Below are 21,722 nucleotides of genomic sequence, written 5' to 3'. Positions count from 1 at the left end.
GAACAGAAAATGGTGGAAAATAATGGATTAGGACATTATTTGGGTCAGGCACCCCATCTCCTGACAAACTTTTTATTTCCTAGTGAGACAAAAAAAATCATGGCAGCAGCTTCGCATAAAAAAATTACCTCATTTCATCCGCCACAACGCGTCTTGATGGGGCCTGGCCCCTCCAACATCAATCCGCGCGTACTGGCGGCAATGAGCCTTCCCGTCATTGGCTATCTTGATCCGGCTTTCGTCGAGATGATGGACGAACTCAAATCCCTGTTACGGTATGCCTTCCAGACCGACAACCAGTTGACCTATCCGATTTCAGGACCGGGCTCCGTCGGTATGGAAAGCTGTTTCGTCAACATGGTGGCTCCGGGAGACAAAGTCGTCGTTTGTCGTAACGGCGTCTTTGGCGGGCGCATGATCGAAAATGTCGAGCGTTGCAAAGCCACGCCGGTCATCGTGGAAGGGACCTGGGGAGAACCGGTCGATCCGAACGCGCTGGAAGATACCCTGAAGAAAAACCCGGACGCCCGGGTCGTGGCTTTCGTCCATGCCGAAACGTCGACCGGTTGCGTTTCCGACGCCAAAGCCCTGGCTGAAGTAGCTCACCGGTACGACTGCCTGACCATCGTTGACGCGGTCACTTCGCTGGCTGGCTGTCCGCTTTATGTCAAAGAGTGGGAGCTGGATGCCGTTTATTCCGCCAGCCAGAAATGCCTGTCCTGCACGCCGGGTCTGTCTCCGGTCACGTATTCCGACCGGGTCATCGACTATGTGACTGGCCGCAAAGACAAGGTTCAGAGCTGGTTCATGGATTTGAACCTGATTCTGAACTACTGGGGCAATACAGTCAGAACGTACCATCACACGGCGCCGATTAACGGTCTGTTTGCCTTGCATGAAGCCCTGCTGTTGCTGAAAGAAGAAGGGATTGAAAATACCTGGGCGCGTCATCAGAGACACTATCAGGCGTTGAAAGCCGGCTTTGAAGCAATGGGATTGAAGTTCCTGGTGAAAGAAGAAAACCGGTTGCCGCAGATCAGTGCCATTATGGTGCCGGAAGGCATTAATGAAGCGGAGGTACGTTCGAAGCTGCTTTCCGAATTCAACCTGGAAATCGGGGCAGGGTTGGGCCCGTTGGCGGGCAAGGTCTGGCGTTTCGGTTTGATGGGATATACGGCCCAATCGGCCAATGTCATGTTGTGTTTGTCGGCTTTGGGGTCGGTCTTGTCCAAGATGGGCTATCCGGTCAAGGTCGGTGAGGCTGAGGCAGCCGCTCATCAGTCTTATGCCAATCAGCATGCCAGTGCCGCACAGCAGGCCCGATCCCGCTCCTGACCCCACTGCCTCTCTTTCTCTCAACTTGTACAAACGCCCTCTCCTCTTCTTACCTCGGGCGTTTGTATTTCTGACAGGTGAGAAAAACAGGATTAATCGTTGGGCCAGGCCAAAAGAAAAACATCCGACAAAAACGCGACCATCTGTCGCGTTTTTTGTCGGAAAAAGATTCGTATCTCAAAACTGATCCGGTTTGTCGCCCAGCCGGACAGCGTTGTTCAGTTTTTCCAAAGCCAGCAATGCCGCCGCCTGATCCGCTTCTGCATGATCCGCCAGCAAACCGTTAAACAAATCGGCTACAACAGCGGTCAACGGCAATTGTAATCCTGCATCCCGAGCTGCAGCCACAATATTGGCATGATCTTTTGCCTGGCTTTTAATCTGGCCGCCCGGTTTGAAATTACGGTCCAGCATACGTTGCCCATGCACTTCAAGTATCCTGCTTTCGGCAAACCCTCCACGTATCGCATTTCGCATGGCAGCCGGGTCGGCTCCTCCGGCCTGAGCCAGCAACATGGCTTCCGCCACGATAGCGACTGTTCCGCCGACAATGAGCTGATTGCACAATTTGGCAATCTGTCCGCTTCCGACAGGGCCGACCAAAGCAGGACGTCCCATCACTTCAAATACCGGTTTGGCACGCTGAAAATCTTCTGGACTTCCCCCGGCCATAATGGCCAAGGTGCCCGCTTCCGCGCCGACCACGCCCCCGGAAACCGGCGCATCCAGAAAAGAGACTTGCTTTGGCATCAGCAGTTGATGAACGTCTCTGGCTTCCGACTGTTTGGTTGAGCTCATGTCGATTACCAGGGTATCCGGCCGCAGTGATGGCAGCATCAGCTCTATGACGCTCTTGACTACCGGGCCTGCCTCCAGCATGGTAATAACGATATCTGCGGATCTGACCGCCTCCTCCAGGGAATAGGCAATGTTCGCGCCAAGCTGGGCCAATGGAAGGGCTTTTTCGCGAGTCCGGTTCCAGGCCCACAGTGGATAGCCCGCCCTGACCAGTCTGGCAGCCATAGGCAAGCCCATCAGTCCGATACCGATAAAGGCAATTCGGGGCAAAGTCGGGGTATTCAAGATATTCGTTCCGTATTGTCAGAAGTTGTCAGAAACGATAAGCGCCACGCAATACGATGAAATTTTCACCATCGTTCGGTTTGCTGATACCGGCATTGGAATAGTGCTGAACTCTCAGGCCCAAATCGAAATTGTTTCTGAAGACATATCCGACACCGATATGGTCGGCAAATTCAAAGGATGTCCCCATCTTGTTGCCGTTGTTATTGTAGTTTTCAGAGAAAAGACTGGCTCCGATACCGGCTTCGACATAGGCGCCTTTCTTGCTGGCGTTTTCCCAGCGGAATACCGGCGTAATACCGATGACACCGATATTTTGTGTTTCGTGTTCGTCGTTGTAGCGGGTTCCATGCCACCAGCCCAGGTTCAGGTCCCAGTACCCATTCAAATGCCAGCCACCTGCCGTTCTGAACCAGTCTTTGTTCCAGTCCCACTGGAAACCGACGCGGGCAAGCTGAACATGTTCGCCGACACCGACTTCGAAAGAAACGCCATCAACAAAACTGTTTGTATTTTGATCGGCCGCCTGGCTTGGTGCGGAAAGAAAAACCAGAGAAGCCAGTATGGCTCCCAGACAGTAACGAACGCCTCGCATAATTTACCCTTTCTTTAAATGATCGTTATTATTCAAATTTTCTTCGCCAATTTTGAAGCAATCCCGGTATAGGATGCCGGGGTCATTTTCAACAATTCTTCCCTGGCCGCCTGCGGCAAACCCAGCTGGCGAATGAATTCGTGCAAGTCCTCTTTTTCGATGCCTTTGCCGCGTGTCAGCGCTTTCAGTTGTTCATACGGGTTTTCTATACCGTATCGCCGCATAACGGTTTGTACCGGTTCAGCGAGTACTTCCCAGGCGTCTTCAAGATCGTGCGTGATTTTGCCGGCATTGACTTCCAGCTTGTTGAGACCGCGAAGGCAGCTGTCATAGGCCAAAACGCTATAGCCCAAGGCGATCCCTATGTTGCGCAACACGGTTGAATCGGTCAAATCCCGCTGCCACCGTGAGACCGGCAATTTTTCGGACATATGTCTCAACAAGGCATTGGCTATCCCCAGGTTGCCTTCCGAATTCTCGAAATCAATCGGATTGACTTTATGGGGCATGGTACTGGAACCGACCTCTCCCACTTTCGTAATCTGTTTGAAATAGCCGAGAGAAATATAACTCCAGATGTCCCTGTTCAAATCGATCAGAACAGTGTTGGCGCGAGCGATCGCATCAAAAAGCTCGGCAATGTAATCATGCGGCTCAATCTGGATGGTATATTCGTTGTACGTCAACCCAAGATGTTTTTCCACGACGTTTCTGGAAAATTTTTCCCAGTCGAAATCGGGATAAGCGGCAAAGTGGGCATTGTAATTGCCGACGGCGCCATTCATTTTCCCCATGATTTCCACTGCTTCGATTATTTTCGCCGACCGCTGCAATCGCGCGACGATGTTGGCCATTTCCTTGCCCAGTGTGGTCGGACTGGCTGTTTGCCCATGCGTTCTTGCCAGCATGGACAGTGAAGCGTGCTCATGAGCGATATTTCTAAGCTTTTCAATCAAGGCATTTAAGGCCGGCAAAACGACTTCATCCCGGGCAGACTTGATCATCATGCCGTGGGAAGTGTTATTGATATCTTCGGAAGTGCAGGCAAAATGAATGAATTCGGCTGCGGAGTGCAATTCTTCTGTTATTGCGCGATCAACATCCACCTTGCGCGGGTTCAGACGGGAGAGTTCAGGGGGCAATTGAAGACCGATGGATTCTTTTATCCAGTACTCAACCGCCTTGACATCGTGATTGGTAACGGCTTCTATTTCTTTTATTCGCGCAGCATCATCCACTGAAAAATTTTCGACCAGCGAATCGAGGAAATGGCTGGCCGTTTCGGAAAAAGGACGAATCTCTGCGAATCCGGATCGGGACAAGGCTTTGAACCATTCCACTTCAACTTTGACACGATGCCGCATAAATCCTGCTTCGGAAAGAATGGGTCTTAAAGCGCCCGTTTTTCTAAGGTATCTCCCATCAAGAGGAGACAATGCGGAAAGTGCAGAGAGTTCCATTTTGAAAAAGCTCATCAGATAAACAATACGATTGTTTAGTTTAACATTTTCCGCCCCGCAATGACCTGTTCTACCCGTTGTACTGACGTATATCCGACACGCAAATGCTATAATTTCCGGGTTTTTTATACATCGCATCCTATGAAACTGATCGGCATCCCTACCAGTCCCTACGTCCGAAAGACACGAATCGTCTTAATTGAAAAGAAAATCGAATACGAATTCGTCGTTACAGACCTGAATTCGCCTGATAACATCGCAACCCGATATAACCCGCTGGGCAAGGTACCTTGCCTGGTAATGGATGACGGAAAGGTCCTGTACGATTCACGTGTTATTGTGGATTATCTGGATACGACAACGCCTGTCGGCAAACTGCTTCCTGAAGGCAATCGGGCACGTACGGATGTGAAATGTTGGGAAGCGCTCGCCGATGGGATCATGGATGCCGCTATTCTTGTCAGGCTGGAAAGCAAACGTCCGGCCGCACAGCAAAGCCGGGAATGGGTCCGTTTGCAAACGGGAAAGATACACTCGGGATTGAAAGCACTGTCTGAGCAGCTCGGGAACAGGTTCTTCTGTCACGAAAACAGTTTTTCACTGGCAGACATCGCGACGGGATGCGCGCTGGGCTGGCTTGATTTCCGTTTTCCGGAAATCGCCTGGAAAAAAGACTACGACAATCTGGCCCGCTTTTTCGAACGCCTGTCCGAGAGACCGTCTTTCCGGCAAACCGTGCCACAATGAACCCGTATAGTCTTGCTGTGACACCCTGCAATACCGGTTCGTGACCAATCTACTTTTCGACAATGAGTGAATTGTCGATGATTCCGCCTCCGAGACAAACGTTTCCTTTATAGAAAACAGCAGACTGTCCCGGCGTAATGGCCCATTGCGGTTTTTCGAAACTGGCAGTAAGTTCCGAATTTCCGGTTACATTGAGCACACAGGGAACATCTTTTTGCCGATAGCGCGTTTTAACAGACAGTTCCCCATCTTCCGGTGATATGCCGGCAATCCAGCTTGACTGTCCCGCTTCGAGAGAAGGCGATAACAGCCAGGGATGGTCATGTCCCTGCACGACATATAAAGTATTGTTGTGCGTGTCTTTTCTGGCAACATACCATGCATCGCTGGTGCCGTCCGGTCTTCTGAACGACTTCAGCCCTCCGATCCCGATCCCTTTCCGTTGGCCAATGGTATAAAAACTGAGCCCGACGTGCTGGCCGATTTCATCGCCTTCCGGCGTTTTTATCGGGCCGGGTTCGTAAGAAAGATAGCGGTTCAGAAAAGCGCGGAACGGCCGTTCGCCGATAAAGCATATTCCCGTTGAATCTTTCTTTTTCGCATTGGGCAAACCGATTTTTTCGGCAATTTGCCGGACTTCCGTTTTTCTGATTTCTCCCAGCGGAAAAATCGTTTTCGACAACTGTTGCTGGTTCAAACGGTGCAGGAAATAGCTTTGATCCTTGGTATCGTCAACGGCCTTCAACAGTTCGAAAAAACCGTTGTTTTCACGAACCCGTGCATAGTGCCCTGTTGCGATCCGCTCCGCTCCCAGAGAGATAGCATGATCTAAAAACGCCTTGAATTTGATTTCGGCATTGCACAAGACGTCCGGGTTAGGCGTTCGGCCCGCTTCATACTCTTTTAAGAATTCCGAAAAAACCCGTTCCTTGTATTCGGCGGCGAAATTCACCACTTCGATATCGATGCCGATCACATCCGCAACAGTGACCGCGTCCAGCCAGTCCTGACGAGCCGAACAAAACTCGCTGTCGTCGTCATCTTCCCAGTTTTTCATGAAGAGTCCGATCACTTCATAACCCTGCTCTTTCAACAACCAGGCCGATACCGATGAATCAACCCCTCCGGACATGCCAATTACCACTTTTTTCCTGCTCACAATTCCTTATTCCTTTCCACAAAGCATGTGGACAATACTGAAAGAGGGACTCGTTGCCCTTTCAAATAATCTTCAACCGACTTTAAAACCAGTTTGCTGCGATGTCTGTGACGGCTGGCGACAAGCTCTTCGTAAGTCAGCCAGACTGCCCGCAATATATCGGAGTCCAGTGGTTGATCGCGTTTTGAAACAATTTTTCCTGAAAAGGTAAAGCGCAGAAAAGATATTTTCTCGCTCTTTTCAAGGGTATATTGCAGCAAATAGATTCCTACCAGCGAGTCAGGCGCAACGTGATAGGAGGTTTCCTCAAGCGTTTCCCGGACGGCCGCTTCCTGTATGGATTCATCCGCCTCCAGATGCCCTGCTGGCTGGTTCAACTGGATCCCCTGTTCCGTTTCTTCCTCTACCAGCAGAAAACGTCCGCCCTGTTCAATAACGGTGGCAACAGTAATTTCAGGCTTGTACATAAGATATGTTTATGAAATTCATGCTTATTTTAACGCAACAAGGACGCTGATCGCTTAAGACGGCAAAATGCGGCCTATTGTATTGCCCCCTCAACACCACTTGTACAGAACGAGTGGTCAAAAAGCCAATATTTGGATAAAGTTTTGAATGTTTTTGTTTTTTCGTTGAAAAAATTGTGTATTATAAAAAACTTTCCAAAGTGTGGAGGAATTGATAAAAGTCGGCTTTTCTACTATTTTACAATCTGGTAAAACGTGCGTTACGGCGATACCGGAAGCTGTCGAAAACTCCCAGTCACAAAAATGTCGTCAGACCCGGAACATTTGAAAGATGTACGAACAACCAGACCACCGGTATCTTTGGTTTCGATCTTATCGCCGGAAAGGCGCTAATTTCAGAATTCGAATTTTGCGGGCACCGAACCATCAGACGTTTCGGGACTCTTTAACCCATCACATAACGAAATATACGCTAAAAACCTAAAGACGTGTTTCGTAAACAGGAGAAATTGAAAATGCAACGGATTATGTTACGCGGAAAAATCCATCGTGCCACTGTCACACAATGTGATCTGGCCTATGAAGGTTCCTGCGCAATTGATGAAGATCTTATTGAAGCCGCAGGCATGACGGTTTTCGAAAGAATCGAACTTTACAACGTCAATAACGGTGAGCGTTTCGCCACCTATATCATTCCCGGAAAACGGGGAAGCGGAGAAATTTCCTTAAACGGCGCAGCTGCCCGTCGCGCCCATCTTGGAGACTTGCTGATCATTTGTACCTACGGCCTGATGGATGACGAAGAAATCAAGACCTTCAAACCAAAGGTTGTTCTGGTTGATGAAAAAAATAAAATTACCGGGCTGAAGTGAAAAAACAAGCCGCCCGGATCAGGCGGCTTGTGATTTACCGGCCATTCCTTCATTTCATCAACGAAGGGCCGCCCATACGATGATTTCCAAAAACCTGATTGTACTTCAATCAGGTTTTTTATCGGCCGAACTCACGGCGCCATTCACTTTCTCCAACTCCGCTATCGTATTGATGTTTTTCCATTCCCCGCGATAAATTTCGCCGCCGACCTGCCCTCTTGAAATATATTCCCGCAAAATCGTTCCCAACGGCATCTTTTCACCCGGTTTTACAGCATCGAACATGGACATCCGGTAAACGCCTATGCCGGAAAAAGTCCACCTGGGTTCGCCTTCGTTTCTGACTGTAAATGAATGAAGCGCGAAATCGCCTTCAGGATGAAAAGGGGGATTTTTCACCAGATACAACCATGCCACATCTTTCTTATCCACCTCATAGGGTCTTCCCCACACATCTTTATCCTCCAGAACCGTCTCAACCTGTTTGAAATCAAAGTAAGGGCAATAAATATCGGAGGCTACAGCAACAAAAGGATCTTCTCCCAGCAATGGTCTGGCCTGCGCAATACCGCCGGCCGTCTCCAGGGCTGTTTCCTCGCGGGAATAGGATATGGATGCGCCATAAGCGGAACCGTCACCCAGGGCTTCCTCAAGTTTATTTCCCAAATGGGCGTGATTGATCACGATTTCCGTTATTCCTGCACGGACCAGATTCAGAATATGCCAGACGATCAAAGGTCGGCCGTGCACCGTCAACAAAGGCTTGGGACAACTGTCGGTAAGCGGCCGCATGCGATTTCCGCGACCGGCAGCAAATATCATCGCTTTCATTCGTGTATTTTCAGGTTATGTTTCAAGGAATTTCACCTTCAGAAAGAATAGGCCACATCCTGCTTTTTATCCTGCAATTCGTCAAGCAGACGGGCAAGCGGCGCGAGTTCGGCATATCGATGGGCCGTTTTGCTGGCATATTTCATAACCAGAGGCATATCTTTCAGATAAGCGTCTTTTCCGTCCCGATGATATAGGCGCGCAAAAATGCCCAGTACTTTCAGATGACGCTGAACGCCCATGAATTCGAAATCCTTGTAAAAAAGGTCGATATCGGGATTAACCGGCATTCCTGTCTTTTTCGCTTTTTCCCAATAACGAATCACCCAATCCAGAACACGCTCTTCTTCCCATTCTATATAGGCATCCTTCAACAAGGACACCAGATCGTAGGTGATCGGCCCATATAAAGCGTCCTGAAAATCCAGAATGCCAGGATTCGGTCTGGATGTTTCCGCCATGTGCATCAAATTTCGCGAATGATAATCGCGATGAACGTAAACTTGTGGCTGTGACAGATTATTGGCCAGCAAGGTATTGAACGTTTTTTCAAGTTCAGTCTTCCTTTCCGGGGTGAGTGAAAACCGCAGATGTTTCGTCACGTACCACTCCGGAAAAAGATTGAGTTCCCCAAGCAAGGTCACCCGATCATATTCAGGCAGTACATGCGGCTGACTGAACGACTGGAACCGGATCAGTGCATTGATGGCATCCATATAGAGAGAACCCGCATTTTCATCGTCCAACCGGTCAAGATAGGTAAAAGCGCCCAGATCGGACAAAAGCAAAAAACCTTTTTCCGGATTCTTTGCCAGAATTTCGGGAACTGAAACCCCGCTTTTTCCGAATAGCGTCGCAACCTTTACAAACGGCTCGATCTTTTCTTTTTCAGGGGGGGCATCCATGACAATAAATGAATCCTTACCGGAATCGACACGGAAATAACGCCGGAAACTGGCGTCCGATGAGGCAGGTCTTACCGTTTTCGGATCAAGGGAAAATTCCGGCAGGGTTTCAAGCCATTGTATAAGAGAAACAAGGCGGGAATCCAAAGTAATATTTTCAGCTGTTATTGACATGAAAAGCAAAACTATACGTTATCGATGAGAAAGTTCTCATATAATAAGCGATTCCGGATAACATATTGTAGCCTTCTTATTTCGATGCTTTTTTCATGAGCCGTTTTTTTGCATCTTTTCCGCCGTGTGTCTTGTTTTCGTTGCTTGCAACGTTTTCGACGACCCTACTGGCGGCGCCAACGACGCCTGGAAAAGCAAAAAATACCCCCCCTCAACATGTCGAAAACCCGGAAGCCCCGACTATTCTTCAGGCAGAACAGATAACCGGTCGTCCGGCACGTGATCTTTATCTGGACTATGAAGTGGAAATCGAGCGCGACCAGACGCTGATCACCGGCGACCACGGCATTTTTCGACAGGAAGAAAACGAAGCGGAAATTATCGGAAACGTGTTCATCCAGCGCTTCGGCGACCAGTATACGGCAGACCGTGGCAACCTGAATCTCGATACGGGAGAGGGTTCATTAACGCATCCGACTTATAAACTGGCAGCGAACAAGGCTCGGGGTACGGCCAATCGTATCGAGCTGACCGGCAATGACAATACCGACATTTTCAAGGGAACTTACAGTACCTGTGAAGGCAATGATCCCGACTGGTATTTGAAATCCAGCAAACTGCATCTGGACAATGCCCGTAATGTTGGATACGCAACGAGCCCCGTTCTTTATTTCAAGGACGTGCCCATCCTGGCATCCCCGGCCATGACTTTTCCCGTCACGTCTGAAAGAAAATCCGGTGTCTTGCCTCCGACTATGGGAATGACCTCCAAAAATGGACTTGAAGTCATTGTTCCTTATTATTTCAATTTGGCGCCCAATTACGATTTGACAATTTTTCCGAATCTGATGGCACGACGCGGTTTACAGCTGGGCGCCGAAGCCCGCTATCTGGGAAACAATTACTCCGGCACTACCTATGTGGAATATTTGCCGAACGACAGGGAAGCGGATCGCGATCGTTATTTCTTTTCTTCAAGACACCAGCAAGCTTTTAATAACGGATGGTCATATTACTGGAACGTCAAGTCGGCATCCGATGACAATTATCCTGACGATTTTTCCAGTCCTCAAAACCGTTCCGAGCTGGAACGTCTGTTATTACGTGAAGGTGGTATCAACAAGTATTTTGGAATATGGAAAACCACTTTGCGTGCGACCAACTACAAAGTGTTACAGGATGTCGAATCACCTATAATCAGGCCATTTGACCGTCTCCCGCAATTAATGATTTCAGGTGGACAAGAAGACGTCAATGGCATCGACTGGCATTTATACAGCGATCTGACCCGTTTCTGGTTATCCAATTCCGAACTAGACAAAATGCCTTTGCAACAACAGTCACGTGGCAATCGTTTTATTATGAAGCCCGAGATTTCTTATCCGATTTATCGTGGCGGTTACTTCTTCACACCCAAGGCGATTCTGAACGTTGCCAAGTACGACCTGGAAGAGTCTCCTTATGACGTTACTTCCTTGACGCGGGTATTGCCGACGTTCTCTCTGGATGGGGGTTTGATCTTTGAAAGGGATGCGTCCTTTTTTGGCGAAAGCATGATCCAGACACTGGAACCCCGTCTTTTTTATGTCTACACCCCTTACAAAGACCAGAGTGAATATCCTATCTTCGATTCGGGTGAACCCAGCTTTGGTTATGCCCTTCTGTTTACGGAAAACCGGTTTGACGGATACGACCGCATTGCCGATGCCAATAACCTGACTGCTGCGGTCACAACCCGCTTTATTGAAAAAGACGGTGCAGAACGCATGCGTTTTACCATTGGCCAGCGCTACTACTTCAGTGATCAGCGTGTCTACCTTTACAACACCAACCGTGACGAATCCAAGAACCGTTCCGATCTTTTATTGATGGCTAACGGAAAAATTATTCCCACTGTCTCGATCGATACGTCTCTGCAGTACAATCAAAGCACACAGAAGGTATACAGCGCAAACTTCAGCACTCAATGGAAACCGGGCCGTATGAAGCTGTTGAATGCCGAATACCGTTATTTACGCGATACAGTTGACTTTTACGGCAATGAGCTGGACCAGATCAATGTCTCGGGACAATGGCCGATAGCCCAGCGCTGGTATGCTGTCGGACAGATCAGTTATTCATTGCCTGAAAACCGGACTATTGAAAATATTTTCGGTTTCGAATATAACGCAGATTGTTGGATTTTCAGATTGATGGCCCAGCGTTATGCCACTTCATCCATTGAAAGCAACACCGCATTCTATTTCCAGCTTGAATTGAAGGGATTGTCGAAACTGGGAACCAACCCTCTAAACGCTCTGCAAAGAAGCATTCCGGGTTATGAGCCTTTGTCACCCTGATTCCGTTTTTACGCTTCCTTATAAGGACTGCAAATGTTTTTATACCGTCTTTTCAAAAAACAGTCTGTCTTAAACTGGGCTGTTACGCTGCTTTTTGGTTTCGCCTGTTCCACCTGTGTTCTGGCACAGACGGAGAAACCGGTACAGGCGCCGGCACAGGCTCCCAAACCGGTAGTGGTGGACGCCATTGCTGCCGTGGTCAACAATGACGTCATCACTATGGGTGAACTTAATGAACGGATTCAAATGATCGAATCCCAGCTGCAAAAACAAAATGTCAATCTGCCACCCCGTGCGGAACTGCAAAAGCAGGTTCTCGAGCATATGATCGTTGAAAGCGCCCAAATGCAACTGGCCAAGGAAATGGGACTGCGTATCGACGATACCCAACTCGACAGGACGATTGCCAGAATAGCGGAAAGCAAACATATGACTGTTCCACAATTTCAGCAATATATAGAACGGGACGGTACTTCTTTTGAAAGCCATCGTGAAAAAATCCGGTCGGAAATCACCATGCAACGCCTGCGCGATCGGGAAGTGGTGAATAAAATCCAGATCAACGATGCCGAAGTCGACCATTTGCTGGGCGCCGATTCACAAATGCAAATGCCCGAGCAAGTCAGACTGGGACATATTCTCATCCGTATTCCTGAAAACGCCTCTCCGGAACAGATTGCGGAAAAGCGGGAACGGGCAGAAAAAGTTTTGCAGATACTGCAATCGGGAGGCGACTTCCAGCAAAATGCCGCCTCATATTCGGATGCCGATGAAGGCTTGAGCGGGGGGGACATTGGCTGGAGAAGTACCGATCGTTTGCCTAAAATTTTTGCCGATGCGCTGGTCGGCGTAAAACCCGGAAACATTACCGGTATCATCAAAAGCCCTAACGGCTTTCACATCCTGAAAGTTCTCGACAAGCGTTCAATGTCAACCGGCCCGGAACCGGTCGCCGGAGCCGCCGATGGCAACGCCGTTCAGCAAATTCACGCACGCCATATCCTTATCAAGGTCAATCAGCTGGTTTCGGCCGATGAAGCAAAGCGCAAACTACTCGATCTCAAACAACGTATTCAAAACGATTCGGCAAGCTTTGAAGAACTGGCCAAAACCTATTCCAACGATACATCCGCCAGCCGGGGGGGTGATCTGGGCTGGATATACCCTGGCGATACCGTTCCGGAATTCGAAAAAGCGCTGGTTTCCCTCCAGCCGGGAGAAATCAGTGAGCCTGTCGAGACACAGTTCGGTTTCCATCTGATTCAGGTATTGGACAAGAAAACGGACGATGTGTCGCTTGAAAGAAAACGGATCGCAGCCAAGCAGGCGCTTCGTGAACGCAAGATCGCCGAAGCGACGGAAGAGTGGCTCAGGCAATTGCGCGATCGCGCGTATGTCGAATATCGCCTGAACGACAACAAACAGGATATGTAATGTCCAAACCGGTTATTGCCATCACGACAGGAGAGCCGGCTGGCATCGGTCCCGAAATTTCCCTCCGGGGAGCGCATTGTTGTCGTGATATTGTCTTTCCTGTTTTGATTGGCGATTATGCGTGGTTAAAACAACTTGCCGGCAAAATGGACAGCGGCATTAAACTGCAAAAACTCGATTCGGCCCGCTTGCATGAAGCAATAGAAAAAAAAGAAACCGCCTCCATTGGGGTAATCGATTCTCCACTGCAAGCTCCGGTCATCGCAGGCCAGCTTGATCCCCGAAATGGCCAATCGGTGCTGGCTTTTATGGATATCGCCATCGCAGGCGCCATGAACAGACAGTTCGACGCTGTCGTGACCGCCCCCGTGCAAAAAAGCACCCTCAACGATGCAGGGATTGCTTTTACCGGACATACGGAATATTTTGCCGAAAAGACGGAAACAAAGCGTGTGGTCATGATGCTCGCCGGATCGGTCAGGAAACTGGCCGGTGACGGCCACGTCATGTTACGGGTAGCGCTGGCGACAACTCATTTGCCCCTTAAAAACGTTCACAAGGCAATTTCCATTGACTGCCTTCTTGAAACCGTTTCAATCATAAACCGTGACTTAAAAAACCGGTTCGGTATAGTATCGCCCCGAATTTTAGTGACCGGCTTAAATCCCCATGCCGGAGAAAACGGATATCTTGGCGACGAGGAAATCAGAATCATCACTCCGGCCATCCGGCAAATGCAGGAAACAGGTATCCGGGTTTCCGGGCCCTTTCCGGCCGACACGCTTTTCCAGCCCCGTTACCTCGAACATGCCGATTGCGTGCTCGCCATGTACCACGATCAGGGCCTGCCCGTTCTTAAATATGCCACGTTTGGACACGGCGTCAACATAACGCTGGGACTTCCCCTTATCCGAACGTCCGTCGATCACGGAACGGCACTGGATATCGCGTCACGAGGCCTTGGCATGGCCAATCACGGCAGCATGGTAGAAGCCATTCACATCGCTGCTGAAATGGCAGCCGTTTCATCGCAAAATCGCAGGCAAAACGGAAAATGAAGCACCTCCCCCGCAAACGTTTCGGTCAGAATTTTCTCAAAGATCCGTCTGTTCTGGACAAAATCATTGCTGCGATTGCACCGGCTGCCTCGGACATCATGGTTGAAATCGGCCCCGGCATGGGCGCCATGACCGGAAAATTGCTGCCCTCTCTGTCCAGACTGGAGGTTATCGAACTGGATCGGGATCTGGTCGTTTATCTCCGAAATACGTTTCCGCCTGAAAAACTGGTTGTTCATCAGGGAGATGCGCTGGCCTTCGACATGCGTTCGCTTAAAGAACAGAGCGGGGAAAAAATCCGGATTGTCGGCAATCTTCCCTACAATATATCCACCCCCCTGCTTTTCCATCTGCTGGAATTTTCTCTATTTGTCAAAGATCAGCATTTCATGTTGCAAAGAGAAGTGGTCGAACGCATGGTTGCCGAACCCGGCAGCAAGGCTTACGGAAGACTTTCCGTCATGTTGCAGTGGCAATACGACATGGATATGCTCTTTATTGTGCCACCGGAAGCATTCGACCCCCAACCCAAGGTCGATTCTGCTGTTGTACGAATGATTCCGAAAGAAAATCCGGAAAAATGTTCTTTTCCGGCTCTTGAAAAAACCGTAACACAAGCTTTTTCGCAACGAAGAAAAATGCTGCGAAACAATCTTGCCCCGTTTTTCACCGAAGCTGAATTGACTGGCCTGGGGATCGAGCCGACCAAAAGACCGGAAGAATTGTCCGTTGAACAATTTATCAGGCTGGCCAATCATCTGAAATGACATCCCTTTTCTGGCCGGTTTCAGTCCGCTTCTTCCATTATTTTGCGCCGAGCCTCCAGTATGGTTTCAACGGCGACATGCCGGATTTTCATCTCGGCGGAAATGGCATAATACTGTTCCCTTACCCCTTTCATTTCGCCTATCGGAACCGATCTGAACTGGTCTTTCATTTCATCCGCCAAAACAATGGGCGCATGAAACATACCCAATCCGATCCGTCCAAACGTCTTGAGTAAGGCGCTATCGGAAAATTCTCCGGCGATAAACGGACGTATACTGTTTACTTCAAACCATTGATCGAGACGCATCCGGATAGCATTGTTGCGAGTTGGCAACAAAACAGGCGCGCCATTCAGACAATCCGGAAAATTATCCCGATACTTTTCCGCCAGTTCTTCAGTTCCGAACAGCCAGACGGCACGGTCCCCCAACTCATGACTGAAGACACGCAAACTGCTTTTGACATTGGTAGGCCGGTCGGTCAGTACCACATCAAGTTTATGCAACGCCAAATCGGCAAGCAAATTTTCAAAAGTCCCGTCATAACATTCCATGCGTACGAATTGCGGCATTTTCAGGGCCGGTTCCAGCAGACGATAAGCAATCATCTTGGGCAATGAATCTGAAATACCGACAGTCAGGCGCAAGCTTTTTCCGACATCGTCTTCTGCCAGTCTTTCCTGCAATTGTTCTCCCAAAAGGAAAATCTGGTCTGCATAATTCAGCGCGACCCTTCCCGCCTCCGTCAAAACCAGTCTTCGTCCCTGTGGAGCGAACAACGTCTTTCCGACCGATTTTTCAAGAAGCGCCAGTTGCATACTAATGGTTTGTACTGCCACCCCCAGTCGTTCTGCCGCTCTGGTCACTCCCCCTTCTTTTGCCGCGACCCAAAAATAGTAAAGATGACGATAATTTAGATTAGAAGCATTCATTATTCTGTTTTTTTGAAGTAACATTACTATTATCTTCTCTTTTTACTTATTCTTCCATTGTTTAATATGTTTACATAGCAACACATTTGAAGCAGGAGCAAAAAATAGATGGAACCCACTATCATCACCAAAGGAATCAAGGCAGGTGAAGCCATACAGGAATATATAATGGAACGGCTGAACGCGATGCTGGCACGAACACAGGACAGTATCCATTACGTTACGGTTCGTCTGTCCGATACCAATCGCATCAAGAGCGGTTTCAAGAAACGTTGCCTGATTCAACTGGCACTGCCCGGCATGTCGCCTATCGTCGTCACCGAATTTGCCGCCGATGTGAAAGGCGCCTTCGACAGTGCCACCAGACGTGCATCCCGTCTTTTGAACAAGGCTATGTCCAAGACAAAATCGATACCGCACGACACCTTGCCGCTTTATTTCAACAAACCTTTTCTGGCAATTTAGATTCGTTACATGAATAAACGTTACCGATTCGATTCTGCAGCCCTCGCGACCGGACATGTCGGCAAAATACTCGACTATCCAGCAAGACGTGTCCTAAGAAACACTTATTTTCTCTTATCATTGTGTCTGGGTTTTTCCGCCCTGACTGCCGCCGCGGCAATTGCATTGCAACTGCCGCATCCCGGTTTTCTGATTACATTGATCGGTTATTTCGGATTGTTGTTTCTGGTAAGCCGAAATCGCAACAACGGTCTGGGGATCGTGTTCGTGCTGGTCTTGACCGGTTTTATGGGTTACACTCTGGGCCCGATTGTCGGTCACTATTTGCGCTTGCCCCACGGCGGCGAAACAGTGCTTATGGCACTGGGAGGCACCTCCCTGATTTTTATTGTCATGTCCGGTATTGCCCTTTTTTCCCGCCGTGATTTTTCATTTTTGGCAGGCTTTTTGACAACCGGTATACTAGTGGCTTTTTTCGCCGCTGTTATCGCTTTCTTTTTTGAAATACCGGCTTTGTCTCTCGCGGTTTCTGCCGTTTTCGTTTTACTGATGTCTGGACTGATCCTTTATGAGACAAACAGAATTGTCCGTAACGGGGAAACCAATTACGTTATGGCGACAGTGACCCTTTTTGTCGCGTTTTTCAATTTGTTTTCGAGCCTGCTGCACCTGTTGGGTTTTGCGGGCAATTCCGATTAAGGTCGCAATCATGAGCCTGACCATCCTTTCATGTACCAGTGGAGGATGGTCTTTTTTTACCGGCATTATCTCTTTAAATAGAAAGATGTATCCTGTACCCGAGTCCAAACCGGTAAAGTTGTCATGAAATCGCATCTTTCTTACTTCACAACCTCCTTTATCGTTTGCCTTCTCGCCTTGATCGCCGGTTTCATTATCGGCGGTACCGCAGCGGTTGCAACTATTTTTTTTCTGACCGTTCTGGAAGTGGCATTGTCTTTCGACAACGCTGTCGTCAATGCTGGCGTACTGAAGAACTGGAATCATTTGTGGCGCCAGCATTTTCTGATCTGGGGCATTTTCATCGCCGTTTTCGGCATGCGGCTGGTTTTTCCATTGGCCATTGTCAGCGTTGTCGCACACATCAATCCGATCGAAGCCGTCAATGTCGCCTTATACCGGCCGGAAATATACAGCCGTTTAATGGCTGCCGCCCATCATCAGGTAGCCGCTTTCGGCGGCGTTTTTCTGATGATGGTATTTCTCAGTTTTTTCGTAGCGCGGCACAAAACGGAGCATTGGCTCGCTTTCATTGAAAAACCATTGACTCGTCTTGGACAAATGGAAGCGATCCAGGCTGCACTGACCCTGATTACGCTGACAATGTTTTCGTATTTCGTTTCGCAAAGCGAACGCTTCGAGTTTCTTTTGGCAGGGATGTGGGGGCTGATCGTTTATGTTTTGACGAAAGGCATCGCTTCCCTTTTAAGCCCGCACGATGCACACATTGAACAGCACGTTGTCCATCAGGGTGTCGGCGGTTTTCTTTATCTGGAACTGATTGACGCCAGTTTTTCCTTTGATGGCGTGTTGGGCGCTTTTGCAATGACCAACAATCTGTTCATTATCGCCTTGGGCCTTGGAGCCGGAGCCATGTTTGTGCGGAGTTTCACCGTTCTGCTTGTCGAAAAAGGAACGCTGAATCATTACCGCTATCTGGAACACGGAGCCTTCTGGGCAATCGGATCCCTGGCTTTCCTGATGTTGCTGGGTGTGATTTTTGCGATCCCGGAGGCCATTACCGGCCTTTTGGGCGCTATTCTCATCCTGGCTTCGCTTGGCAGCTCCATTCTGGCCAATCGGCAGAAATCATAAAAATTTTGTTCCGAGCCACCAGGCTACGGCAGCAATAAAAGCGGAAGCCGGAATGGTCAGTATCCACGCCCAGACAATATTGCTGGCGACTCCCCACCTTACCGCCGACATTTTCTGCGCGGAACCGACACCGACAATGGCACCGGTAATGGTGTGAGTCGTCGAGACGGGAACCCCAAGCGCCGTGGCAATAAAAAGAGTGAGCGCGCCGCCTGTTTCGGCGCAGAAACCGCCAACCGGTTTCAATTTGGTGATTTTCTGCCCCATGGTTTTTACGATACGCCACCCCCCGAACAAGGTACCGAAACCGATTGCGCCATAACAGGAAACGATAACCCACATTGGCAGATGTCCATCGTCAGCCGCATAACCCGACGCGATCAGCAACATCCAGATAAGACCCATCGTTTTTTGCGCATCGTTTCCTCCGTGGCCCAGACTATACAAAGATGCCGAAACCAGTTGCAGCCGCCTGAACCATCTATCCACATTACGAGGCTGTGATCGTACAAAAATCCAGGAAACGAGCAACATCATGACCGATCCCAGGACAAAACCGAGCAGCGGGGAAATAACGATAAAAGCGATAATTTTCAAAAGACCGGAAGCGATCAGCGAACCGCTGCCCGCTTTCGCAATGGCCGCGCCGATCAATCCCCCGATAAGGGCATGCGAAGATGACGAAGGTATGCCGTAATACCAGGTAATGACATTCCAGCCGATTGCGCCTACCAAAGCGCCGAACACCACATAGTGATCGACAATCGCCGGATCGACTGTTCCTTTCCCGACTGTCGTTGCCACATGCAGATCGAATACGAAAATCGCGATACAGTTCATGAACGCGGTCATGGCGACCGCGGTATGAGGTTTTAACACACCTGTAGAAACGACTGTTGCAATAGCGTTGGCCGCATCATGGAAACCGTTCATGAAATCGAAAATCAACGCCAGGGCAACCAGAAAGACGAGGGCGTAAAGACTGACATGTATAGCTTGCATGAAAATTCAACTTTGTTTGGACATTAATGACTGGAAAAACCGGCAATCTGATTGTTTCAGATACTGATGTCAGGCATTTTCAACAACAATCCCTTCGATGATATTCGCGACGTCTTCACAAATGTCCGTCACATTTTCCAAAATCTCGTAGAGGGCCTTCAACTTGATCAGATTCCGTACATCCGGTTCATCGCGGAACAGCTTCGACAACGCGGCATGCATGACGTGATCCGCGTCGGATTCAAGTCTGTCTATTTCTTCACATATTTCCAGTATTTCACGGGAATGATTCATGTTGTGAAGCAGAGAAACCCCCTCTTTCAGTTTTTCGCAGCATCCCAGACACAATTCGGCAAGACGGATAGCTTCAGGAGTAATGGTCTGTATGTCATAAAGTGAAACAGTCTGCGCCGCATCTTCCATCAAATCCAGGATGTCGTCCATTTTGGTAATCAGACGATGAATGTCTTCCCGGTCTAAAGGCGTGATAAAGGTTTTGTGAAGAATACCGATAGTGTGATAAGTGACCTTGTCTGCCTGTTTCTCAAGCCCCTCAATAGCGTGTAACCGTCTTTCAATATTACTGAAATCTTTCATGAGCTCCAGCAATTCTCTTGCTCCTTTCACGCAGAATTCTGCATGCTGATTGAACAAGTCGAAAAACTTTTCTTCTTTAGGCATCAAACGTCCGAACATAGTCACATCCCATTATATTGAACTGGTCGCCTCAATCGTGTACAGACCATGCACGATCGGTTTTCTGTCAAGGAGATAACGATCATTCACCGTACATTCCTCCTCCACCAGCGTAGTTGTCGAATTTTGTGAATTGCCCGAGAAAAGTCAGTCTGACGCTACCGATCGGGCCATTACGCTGTTTCCCGACGATGATTTCAGCCATTCCCTTGTCAGGCGAATCGGGATTGTAAACTTCATCCCGATAAATGAATAAAATAAGATCGGCGTCCTGTTCAATGGCGCCCGACTCGCGCAAATCGGACATTACCGGCCGCTTGTTCGGGCGCTGTTCGACCGAACGGTTCAACTGCGACAGCGCAATAACGGGGCAATTCAGTTCTTTGGCCAGTGCTTTCAGGCCACGTGAAATTTCGGAAATTTCCGTGGCGCGGTTTTCCCCGGCCGAACTGGGAGCCATCAACTGCAAATAATCGACAATAATAAGCCCCAGTTTGCTGCACTGCCTGGCCAGCCTGCGTGCTCTTGCCCTCAATTCGGTACAACTCAATGCCGGAGTTTCGTCAATGTAGAGCTGTGCCTCATTCATTTTCTGAATGGCAAACGTCAGCCGCGGCCAGTCTTCATCGGCAAGCCGCCCCGTTCTCAAACGGTGCTGATCCAGACGTCCGACAGAACCCAGCATACGCATGGCCAGCTGCGCTCCGCTCATTTCCATTGAAAATACAGCAACCGGAAGACCGCTTTCGATAGCGACATGCTCGCCGATATTGACCGAAAACGCCGTTTTACCCATGGATGGGCGCCCTGCGACAATGACAAGATCTCCCGGCTGCAAACCGGACGTCATTCTGTCCAGATCGATAAAGCCTGTAGGCACGCCTGTTATGTCGTTTTGATTATCCCGATTGTACAACTCGTCAATCCGCTCAACGACCTGCGTCAGCAACGGCTGTATCTCCTGAAACCCTTGCGTTCCGCGTGCGCCTTCTTCAGCAATCGCAAAAATATTGGTTTCCGCTTCATCGAGTATCTGCCTGACTTCTTTTCCCTGAGATTGAAAAGCGCTTGATGAAATTTCATCCGATACCGTAATCAGACGGCGCAAAATGCCCCGGTCCCGGACAATCTGCGCATAATGGCGGATATTGGCGGCAGATGGGGTATTTTGAGCGAGCGCATTCAGATAGGGCAGACCCCCGACTTCTTCCGCTTTCCCTATTGTTTGCAACGATTCATAAACCGTAATGACATCGGCCGGTTTGGACAAGTTAATCAGCTTGGCAATATGCTGGAAAATAAGACGATGATCGAAGCGGTAAAAATCATCCTGATTCAGGAAATCGGCGATGCGATCCCATGCCGAATTATCGAGAAGAAGGCCTCCCAATACCGACTGCTCCGCCTCAATCGAGTGCGGTGGAAGACGCAAGGATTCAATCTGGGGATCAGTCGAAGTATTCATTGCGCGCATTATACTACCTTCTTGATTCTCTTCAGATATCTTTCTCGCCACAGATGACTTCAGGAGGCATTTTTTATCTTGTCGTATCACTAATGGCGCGTGA

At 49.1% G+C, this 21,722-nt stretch carries 21 protein-coding genes; 10 read left to right on the top strand and 11 right to left on the bottom strand.

Annotated features, from left to right (window positions below; genetic code table 11):
* The first annotated feature begins 99 nt into the window (after positions 1-99).
* The gene (locus OFAG_RS01720) at positions 100-1,335 is read left to right on the top strand and encodes a pyridoxal-phosphate-dependent aminotransferase family protein (protein WP_040719313.1); all 1,236 of its coding nucleotides are present in this window, start codon (positions 100-102) and stop codon (positions 1,333-1,335) included.
* 177 nt (positions 1,336-1,512) lie between these two features.
* Here the strand turns inward: OFAG_RS01720 and OFAG_RS01715 are convergent, their stop codons facing one another.
* From OFAG_RS01715 to purB, 3 genes are read right to left on the bottom strand one after another with little or no spacing between them, the layout of a single operon-like run.
* Positions 1,513-2,418, bottom strand: a complete 906-nt coding sequence (locus OFAG_RS01715) for an NAD(P)-dependent oxidoreductase (RefSeq protein WP_005877966.1) — start codon at positions 2,416-2,418, stop codon at positions 1,513-1,515.
* Positions 2,419-2,446: 28 nt separating this feature from the next.
* Positions 2,447-3,013 carry an acyloxyacyl hydrolase gene (locus OFAG_RS01710; protein WP_020994727.1) on the bottom strand — a complete coding sequence of 189 codons (567 nt, stop codon included), beginning with the start codon at positions 3,011-3,013 and terminating at the stop codon, positions 2,447-2,449.
* A 32-nt stretch (positions 3,014-3,045) separates the two neighbouring features.
* Entirely contained in the window at positions 3,046-4,473 is a 1,428-nt protein-coding gene (purB, locus tag OFAG_RS01705; RefSeq protein WP_005877968.1) for an adenylosuccinate lyase, read from the bottom strand.
* Positions 4,474-4,614: 141 nt separating this feature from the next.
* Here purB and OFAG_RS01700 point away from each other — a divergent pair, with 141 nt between their 5' ends.
* Complete coding sequence (locus OFAG_RS01700; protein WP_005877969.1) at positions 4,615-5,220, top strand: glutathione S-transferase N-terminal domain-containing protein; 606 nt, start codon at positions 4,615-4,617, stop codon at positions 5,218-5,220.
* A gap of 49 nt (positions 5,221-5,269) precedes the next feature.
* On the opposite strand, the gene mnmA is transcribed toward OFAG_RS01700, so the two are convergent.
* Entirely contained in the window at positions 5,270-6,379 is a 1,110-nt protein-coding gene (gene mnmA / locus OFAG_RS01695; RefSeq protein WP_005877974.1) for a tRNA 2-thiouridine(34) synthase MnmA, read from the bottom strand.
* Positions 6,376-6,846: an NUDIX hydrolase gene (locus OFAG_RS01690; protein WP_005877975.1), complete on the bottom strand. Its 471-nt coding sequence runs from the start codon at positions 6,844-6,846 to the stop codon at positions 6,376-6,378. Before OFAG_RS01690 ends, mnmA begins: the two co-directional genes overlap by 4 nt.
* A 515-nt stretch (positions 6,847-7,361) precedes the next feature.
* Between OFAG_RS01690 and panD the strand changes: the two genes are divergently transcribed.
* A complete protein-coding gene (gene panD / locus OFAG_RS01685; protein ID WP_020994726.1) occupies positions 7,362-7,718 on the top strand; it encodes an aspartate 1-decarboxylase in 357 nt (118 codons plus the stop codon).
* 105 nt (positions 7,719-7,823) lie between these two features.
* On the opposite strand, the gene murU is transcribed toward panD, so the two are convergent.
* Both murU and OFAG_RS01675 read right to left on the bottom strand, forming a co-directional pair.
* The gene (murU, locus tag OFAG_RS01680; protein WP_005877977.1) at positions 7,824-8,549 is read right to left on the bottom strand and encodes an N-acetylmuramate alpha-1-phosphate uridylyltransferase MurU; all 726 of its coding nucleotides are present in this window, start codon (positions 8,547-8,549) and stop codon (positions 7,824-7,826) included.
* 38 nt (positions 8,550-8,587) lie between these two features.
* On the bottom strand, positions 8,588-9,628 hold the full coding sequence (locus OFAG_RS01675; RefSeq protein WP_005877978.1) for an aminoglycoside phosphotransferase family protein: 1,041 nt from the start codon (positions 9,626-9,628) through the stop codon (positions 8,588-8,590).
* A 131-nt stretch (positions 9,629-9,759) separates the two neighbouring features.
* On the opposite strand from OFAG_RS01675, the gene OFAG_RS01670 reads away from it, so the two are divergent.
* Genes OFAG_RS01670 through rsmA form a run of 4 tightly spaced genes read left to right on the top strand, consistent with a single transcriptional unit; the run spans position 9,760 to position 15,226 of the window.
* Complete coding sequence (locus tag OFAG_RS01670; protein ID WP_231371646.1) at positions 9,760-11,967, top strand: LPS-assembly protein LptD; 2,208 nt, start codon at positions 9,760-9,762, stop codon at positions 11,965-11,967.
* Positions 11,968-12,000: 33 nt separating this feature from the next.
* Positions 12,001-13,401, top strand: coding sequence for a peptidylprolyl isomerase (locus OFAG_RS01665; RefSeq protein WP_020994724.1), 1,401 nt, complete (start codon positions 12,001-12,003; stop codon positions 13,399-13,401).
* Entirely contained in the window at positions 13,401-14,459 is a 1,059-nt protein-coding gene (gene pdxA, locus OFAG_RS01660) for a 4-hydroxythreonine-4-phosphate dehydrogenase PdxA (RefSeq protein ID WP_005877981.1), read from the top strand. The genes OFAG_RS01665 and pdxA overlap by 1 nt, the downstream gene beginning before the upstream one ends.
* A complete protein-coding gene (gene rsmA / locus OFAG_RS01655; RefSeq protein ID WP_005877982.1) occupies positions 14,456-15,226 on the top strand; it encodes a 16S rRNA (adenine(1518)-N(6)/adenine(1519)-N(6))-dimethyltransferase RsmA in 771 nt (256 codons plus the stop codon). Before pdxA ends, rsmA begins: the two co-directional genes overlap by 4 nt.
* Positions 15,227-15,246: 20 nt before the next feature.
* Here the strand turns inward: rsmA and nhaR are convergent, their stop codons facing one another.
* The gene (gene nhaR, locus OFAG_RS01650) at positions 15,247-16,158 is read right to left on the bottom strand and encodes a transcriptional activator NhaR (RefSeq protein ID WP_005877983.1); all 912 of its coding nucleotides are present in this window, start codon (positions 16,156-16,158) and stop codon (positions 15,247-15,249) included.
* Positions 16,159-16,266: 108 nt separating this feature from the next.
* Between nhaR and OFAG_RS01645 the strand changes: the two genes are divergently transcribed.
* The 3 genes from OFAG_RS01645 to OFAG_RS01635 all read left to right on the top strand — a co-directional run bounded on the left by OFAG_RS01645 (position 16,267) and on the right by OFAG_RS01635 (position 18,456).
* On the top strand, positions 16,267-16,623 hold the full coding sequence (locus OFAG_RS01645; RefSeq protein ID WP_005877984.1) for an HPF/RaiA family ribosome-associated protein: 357 nt from the start codon (positions 16,267-16,269) through the stop codon (positions 16,621-16,623).
* Positions 16,624-16,632: 9 nt separating this feature from the next.
* Positions 16,633-17,322: a Bax inhibitor-1/YccA family protein gene (locus tag OFAG_RS01640; protein ID WP_005877985.1), complete on the top strand. Its 690-nt coding sequence runs from the start codon at positions 16,633-16,635 to the stop codon at positions 17,320-17,322.
* 123 nt (positions 17,323-17,445) lie between these two features.
* Positions 17,446-18,456 carry a DUF475 domain-containing protein gene (locus OFAG_RS01635; RefSeq protein ID WP_005877986.1) on the top strand — a complete coding sequence of 337 codons (1,011 nt, stop codon included), beginning with the start codon at positions 17,446-17,448 and terminating at the stop codon, positions 18,454-18,456.
* On the opposite strand, the gene OFAG_RS01630 is transcribed toward OFAG_RS01635, so the two are convergent.
* The 3 genes from OFAG_RS01630 to OFAG_RS01620 form a co-directional block, all read right to left on the bottom strand.
* On the bottom strand, positions 18,451-19,458 hold the full coding sequence (locus tag OFAG_RS01630) for an inorganic phosphate transporter (protein WP_005877987.1): 1,008 nt from the start codon (positions 19,456-19,458) through the stop codon (positions 18,451-18,453). The genes OFAG_RS01635 and OFAG_RS01630 overlap by 6 nt on opposite strands.
* A gap of 69 nt (positions 19,459-19,527) precedes the next feature.
* Positions 19,528-20,154, bottom strand: a complete 627-nt coding sequence (locus OFAG_RS01625; RefSeq protein WP_005877988.1) for a DUF47 domain-containing protein — start codon at positions 20,152-20,154, stop codon at positions 19,528-19,530.
* Between the two features lie 82 nt (positions 20,155-20,236).
* Positions 20,237-21,628, bottom strand: a complete 1,392-nt coding sequence (locus tag OFAG_RS01620; protein WP_005877989.1) for a replicative DNA helicase — start codon at positions 21,626-21,628, stop codon at positions 20,237-20,239.
* Positions 21,629-21,722: the final 94 nt, after the last annotated feature.

Source organism: Oxalobacter paraformigenes, from assembly GCF_000158475.2.
Taxonomy (GTDB): Bacteria; Pseudomonadota; Gammaproteobacteria; order Burkholderiales; family Burkholderiaceae_D; genus Oxalobacter; species Oxalobacter paraformigenes.
Note: the sequence above shows the minus strand (reverse complement) of the source record. Positions and strands in the feature narration are given on the sequence as shown.

What these genes read in the sequence shown, in the direction of transcription:
- murU (WP_005877977.1), bottom strand. Translation starts at nt 8,549, where the DNA reads ATGAAAGCGATGATATTTGCTGCCGGTCGCGGAAATCGCATGCGGCCG.
- OFAG_RS01720 (WP_040719313.1), top strand. Translation starts at nt 100, where the DNA reads ATGGCAGCAGCTTCGCATAAAAAAATTACCTCATTTCATCCGCCACAA.
- nhaR (WP_005877983.1), bottom strand. Translation starts at nt 16,158, where the DNA reads ATGAATGCTTCTAATCTAAATTATCGTCATCTTTACTATTTTTGGGTC.
- OFAG_RS01690 (WP_005877975.1), bottom strand. Translation starts at nt 6,846, where the DNA reads ATGTACAAGCCTGAAATTACTGTTGCCACCGTTATTGAACAGGGCGGA.
- OFAG_RS01700 (WP_005877969.1), top strand. Translation starts at nt 4,615, where the DNA reads ATGAAACTGATCGGCATCCCTACCAGTCCCTACGTCCGAAAGACACGA.
- OFAG_RS01645 (WP_005877984.1), top strand. Translation starts at nt 16,267, where the DNA reads ATGGAACCCACTATCATCACCAAAGGAATCAAGGCAGGTGAAGCCATA.
- OFAG_RS01625 (WP_005877988.1), bottom strand. Translation starts at nt 20,154, where the DNA reads ATGTTCGGACGTTTGATGCCTAAAGAAGAAAAGTTTTTCGACTTGTTC.
- OFAG_RS01630 (WP_005877987.1), bottom strand. Translation starts at nt 19,458, where the DNA reads ATGCAAGCTATACATGTCAGTCTTTACGCCCTCGTCTTTCTGGTTGCC.
- OFAG_RS01635 (WP_005877986.1), top strand. Translation starts at nt 17,446, where the DNA reads ATGAAATCGCATCTTTCTTACTTCACAACCTCCTTTATCGTTTGCCTT.
- OFAG_RS01675 (WP_005877978.1), bottom strand. Translation starts at nt 9,628, where the DNA reads ATGTCAATAACAGCTGAAAATATTACTTTGGATTCCCGCCTTGTTTCT.
- panD (WP_020994726.1), top strand. Translation starts at nt 7,362, where the DNA reads ATGCAACGGATTATGTTACGCGGAAAAATCCATCGTGCCACTGTCACA.
- pdxA (WP_005877981.1), top strand. Translation starts at nt 13,401, where the DNA reads ATGTCCAAACCGGTTATTGCCATCACGACAGGAGAGCCGGCTGGCATC.
- rsmA (WP_005877982.1), top strand. Translation starts at nt 14,456, where the DNA reads ATGAAGCACCTCCCCCGCAAACGTTTCGGTCAGAATTTTCTCAAAGAT.
- OFAG_RS01710 (WP_020994727.1), bottom strand. Translation starts at nt 3,013, where the DNA reads ATGCGAGGCGTTCGTTACTGTCTGGGAGCCATACTGGCTTCTCTGGTT.
- OFAG_RS01620 (WP_005877989.1), bottom strand. Translation starts at nt 21,628, where the DNA reads ATGCGCGCAATGAATACTTCGACTGATCCCCAGATTGAATCCTTGCGT.
- OFAG_RS01640 (WP_005877985.1), top strand. Translation starts at nt 16,633, where the DNA reads ATGAATAAACGTTACCGATTCGATTCTGCAGCCCTCGCGACCGGACAT.
- OFAG_RS01665 (WP_020994724.1), top strand. Translation starts at nt 12,001, where the DNA reads ATGTTTTTATACCGTCTTTTCAAAAAACAGTCTGTCTTAAACTGGGCT.
- purB (WP_005877968.1), bottom strand. Translation starts at nt 4,473, where the DNA reads ATGGAACTCTCTGCACTTTCCGCATTGTCTCCTCTTGATGGGAGATAC.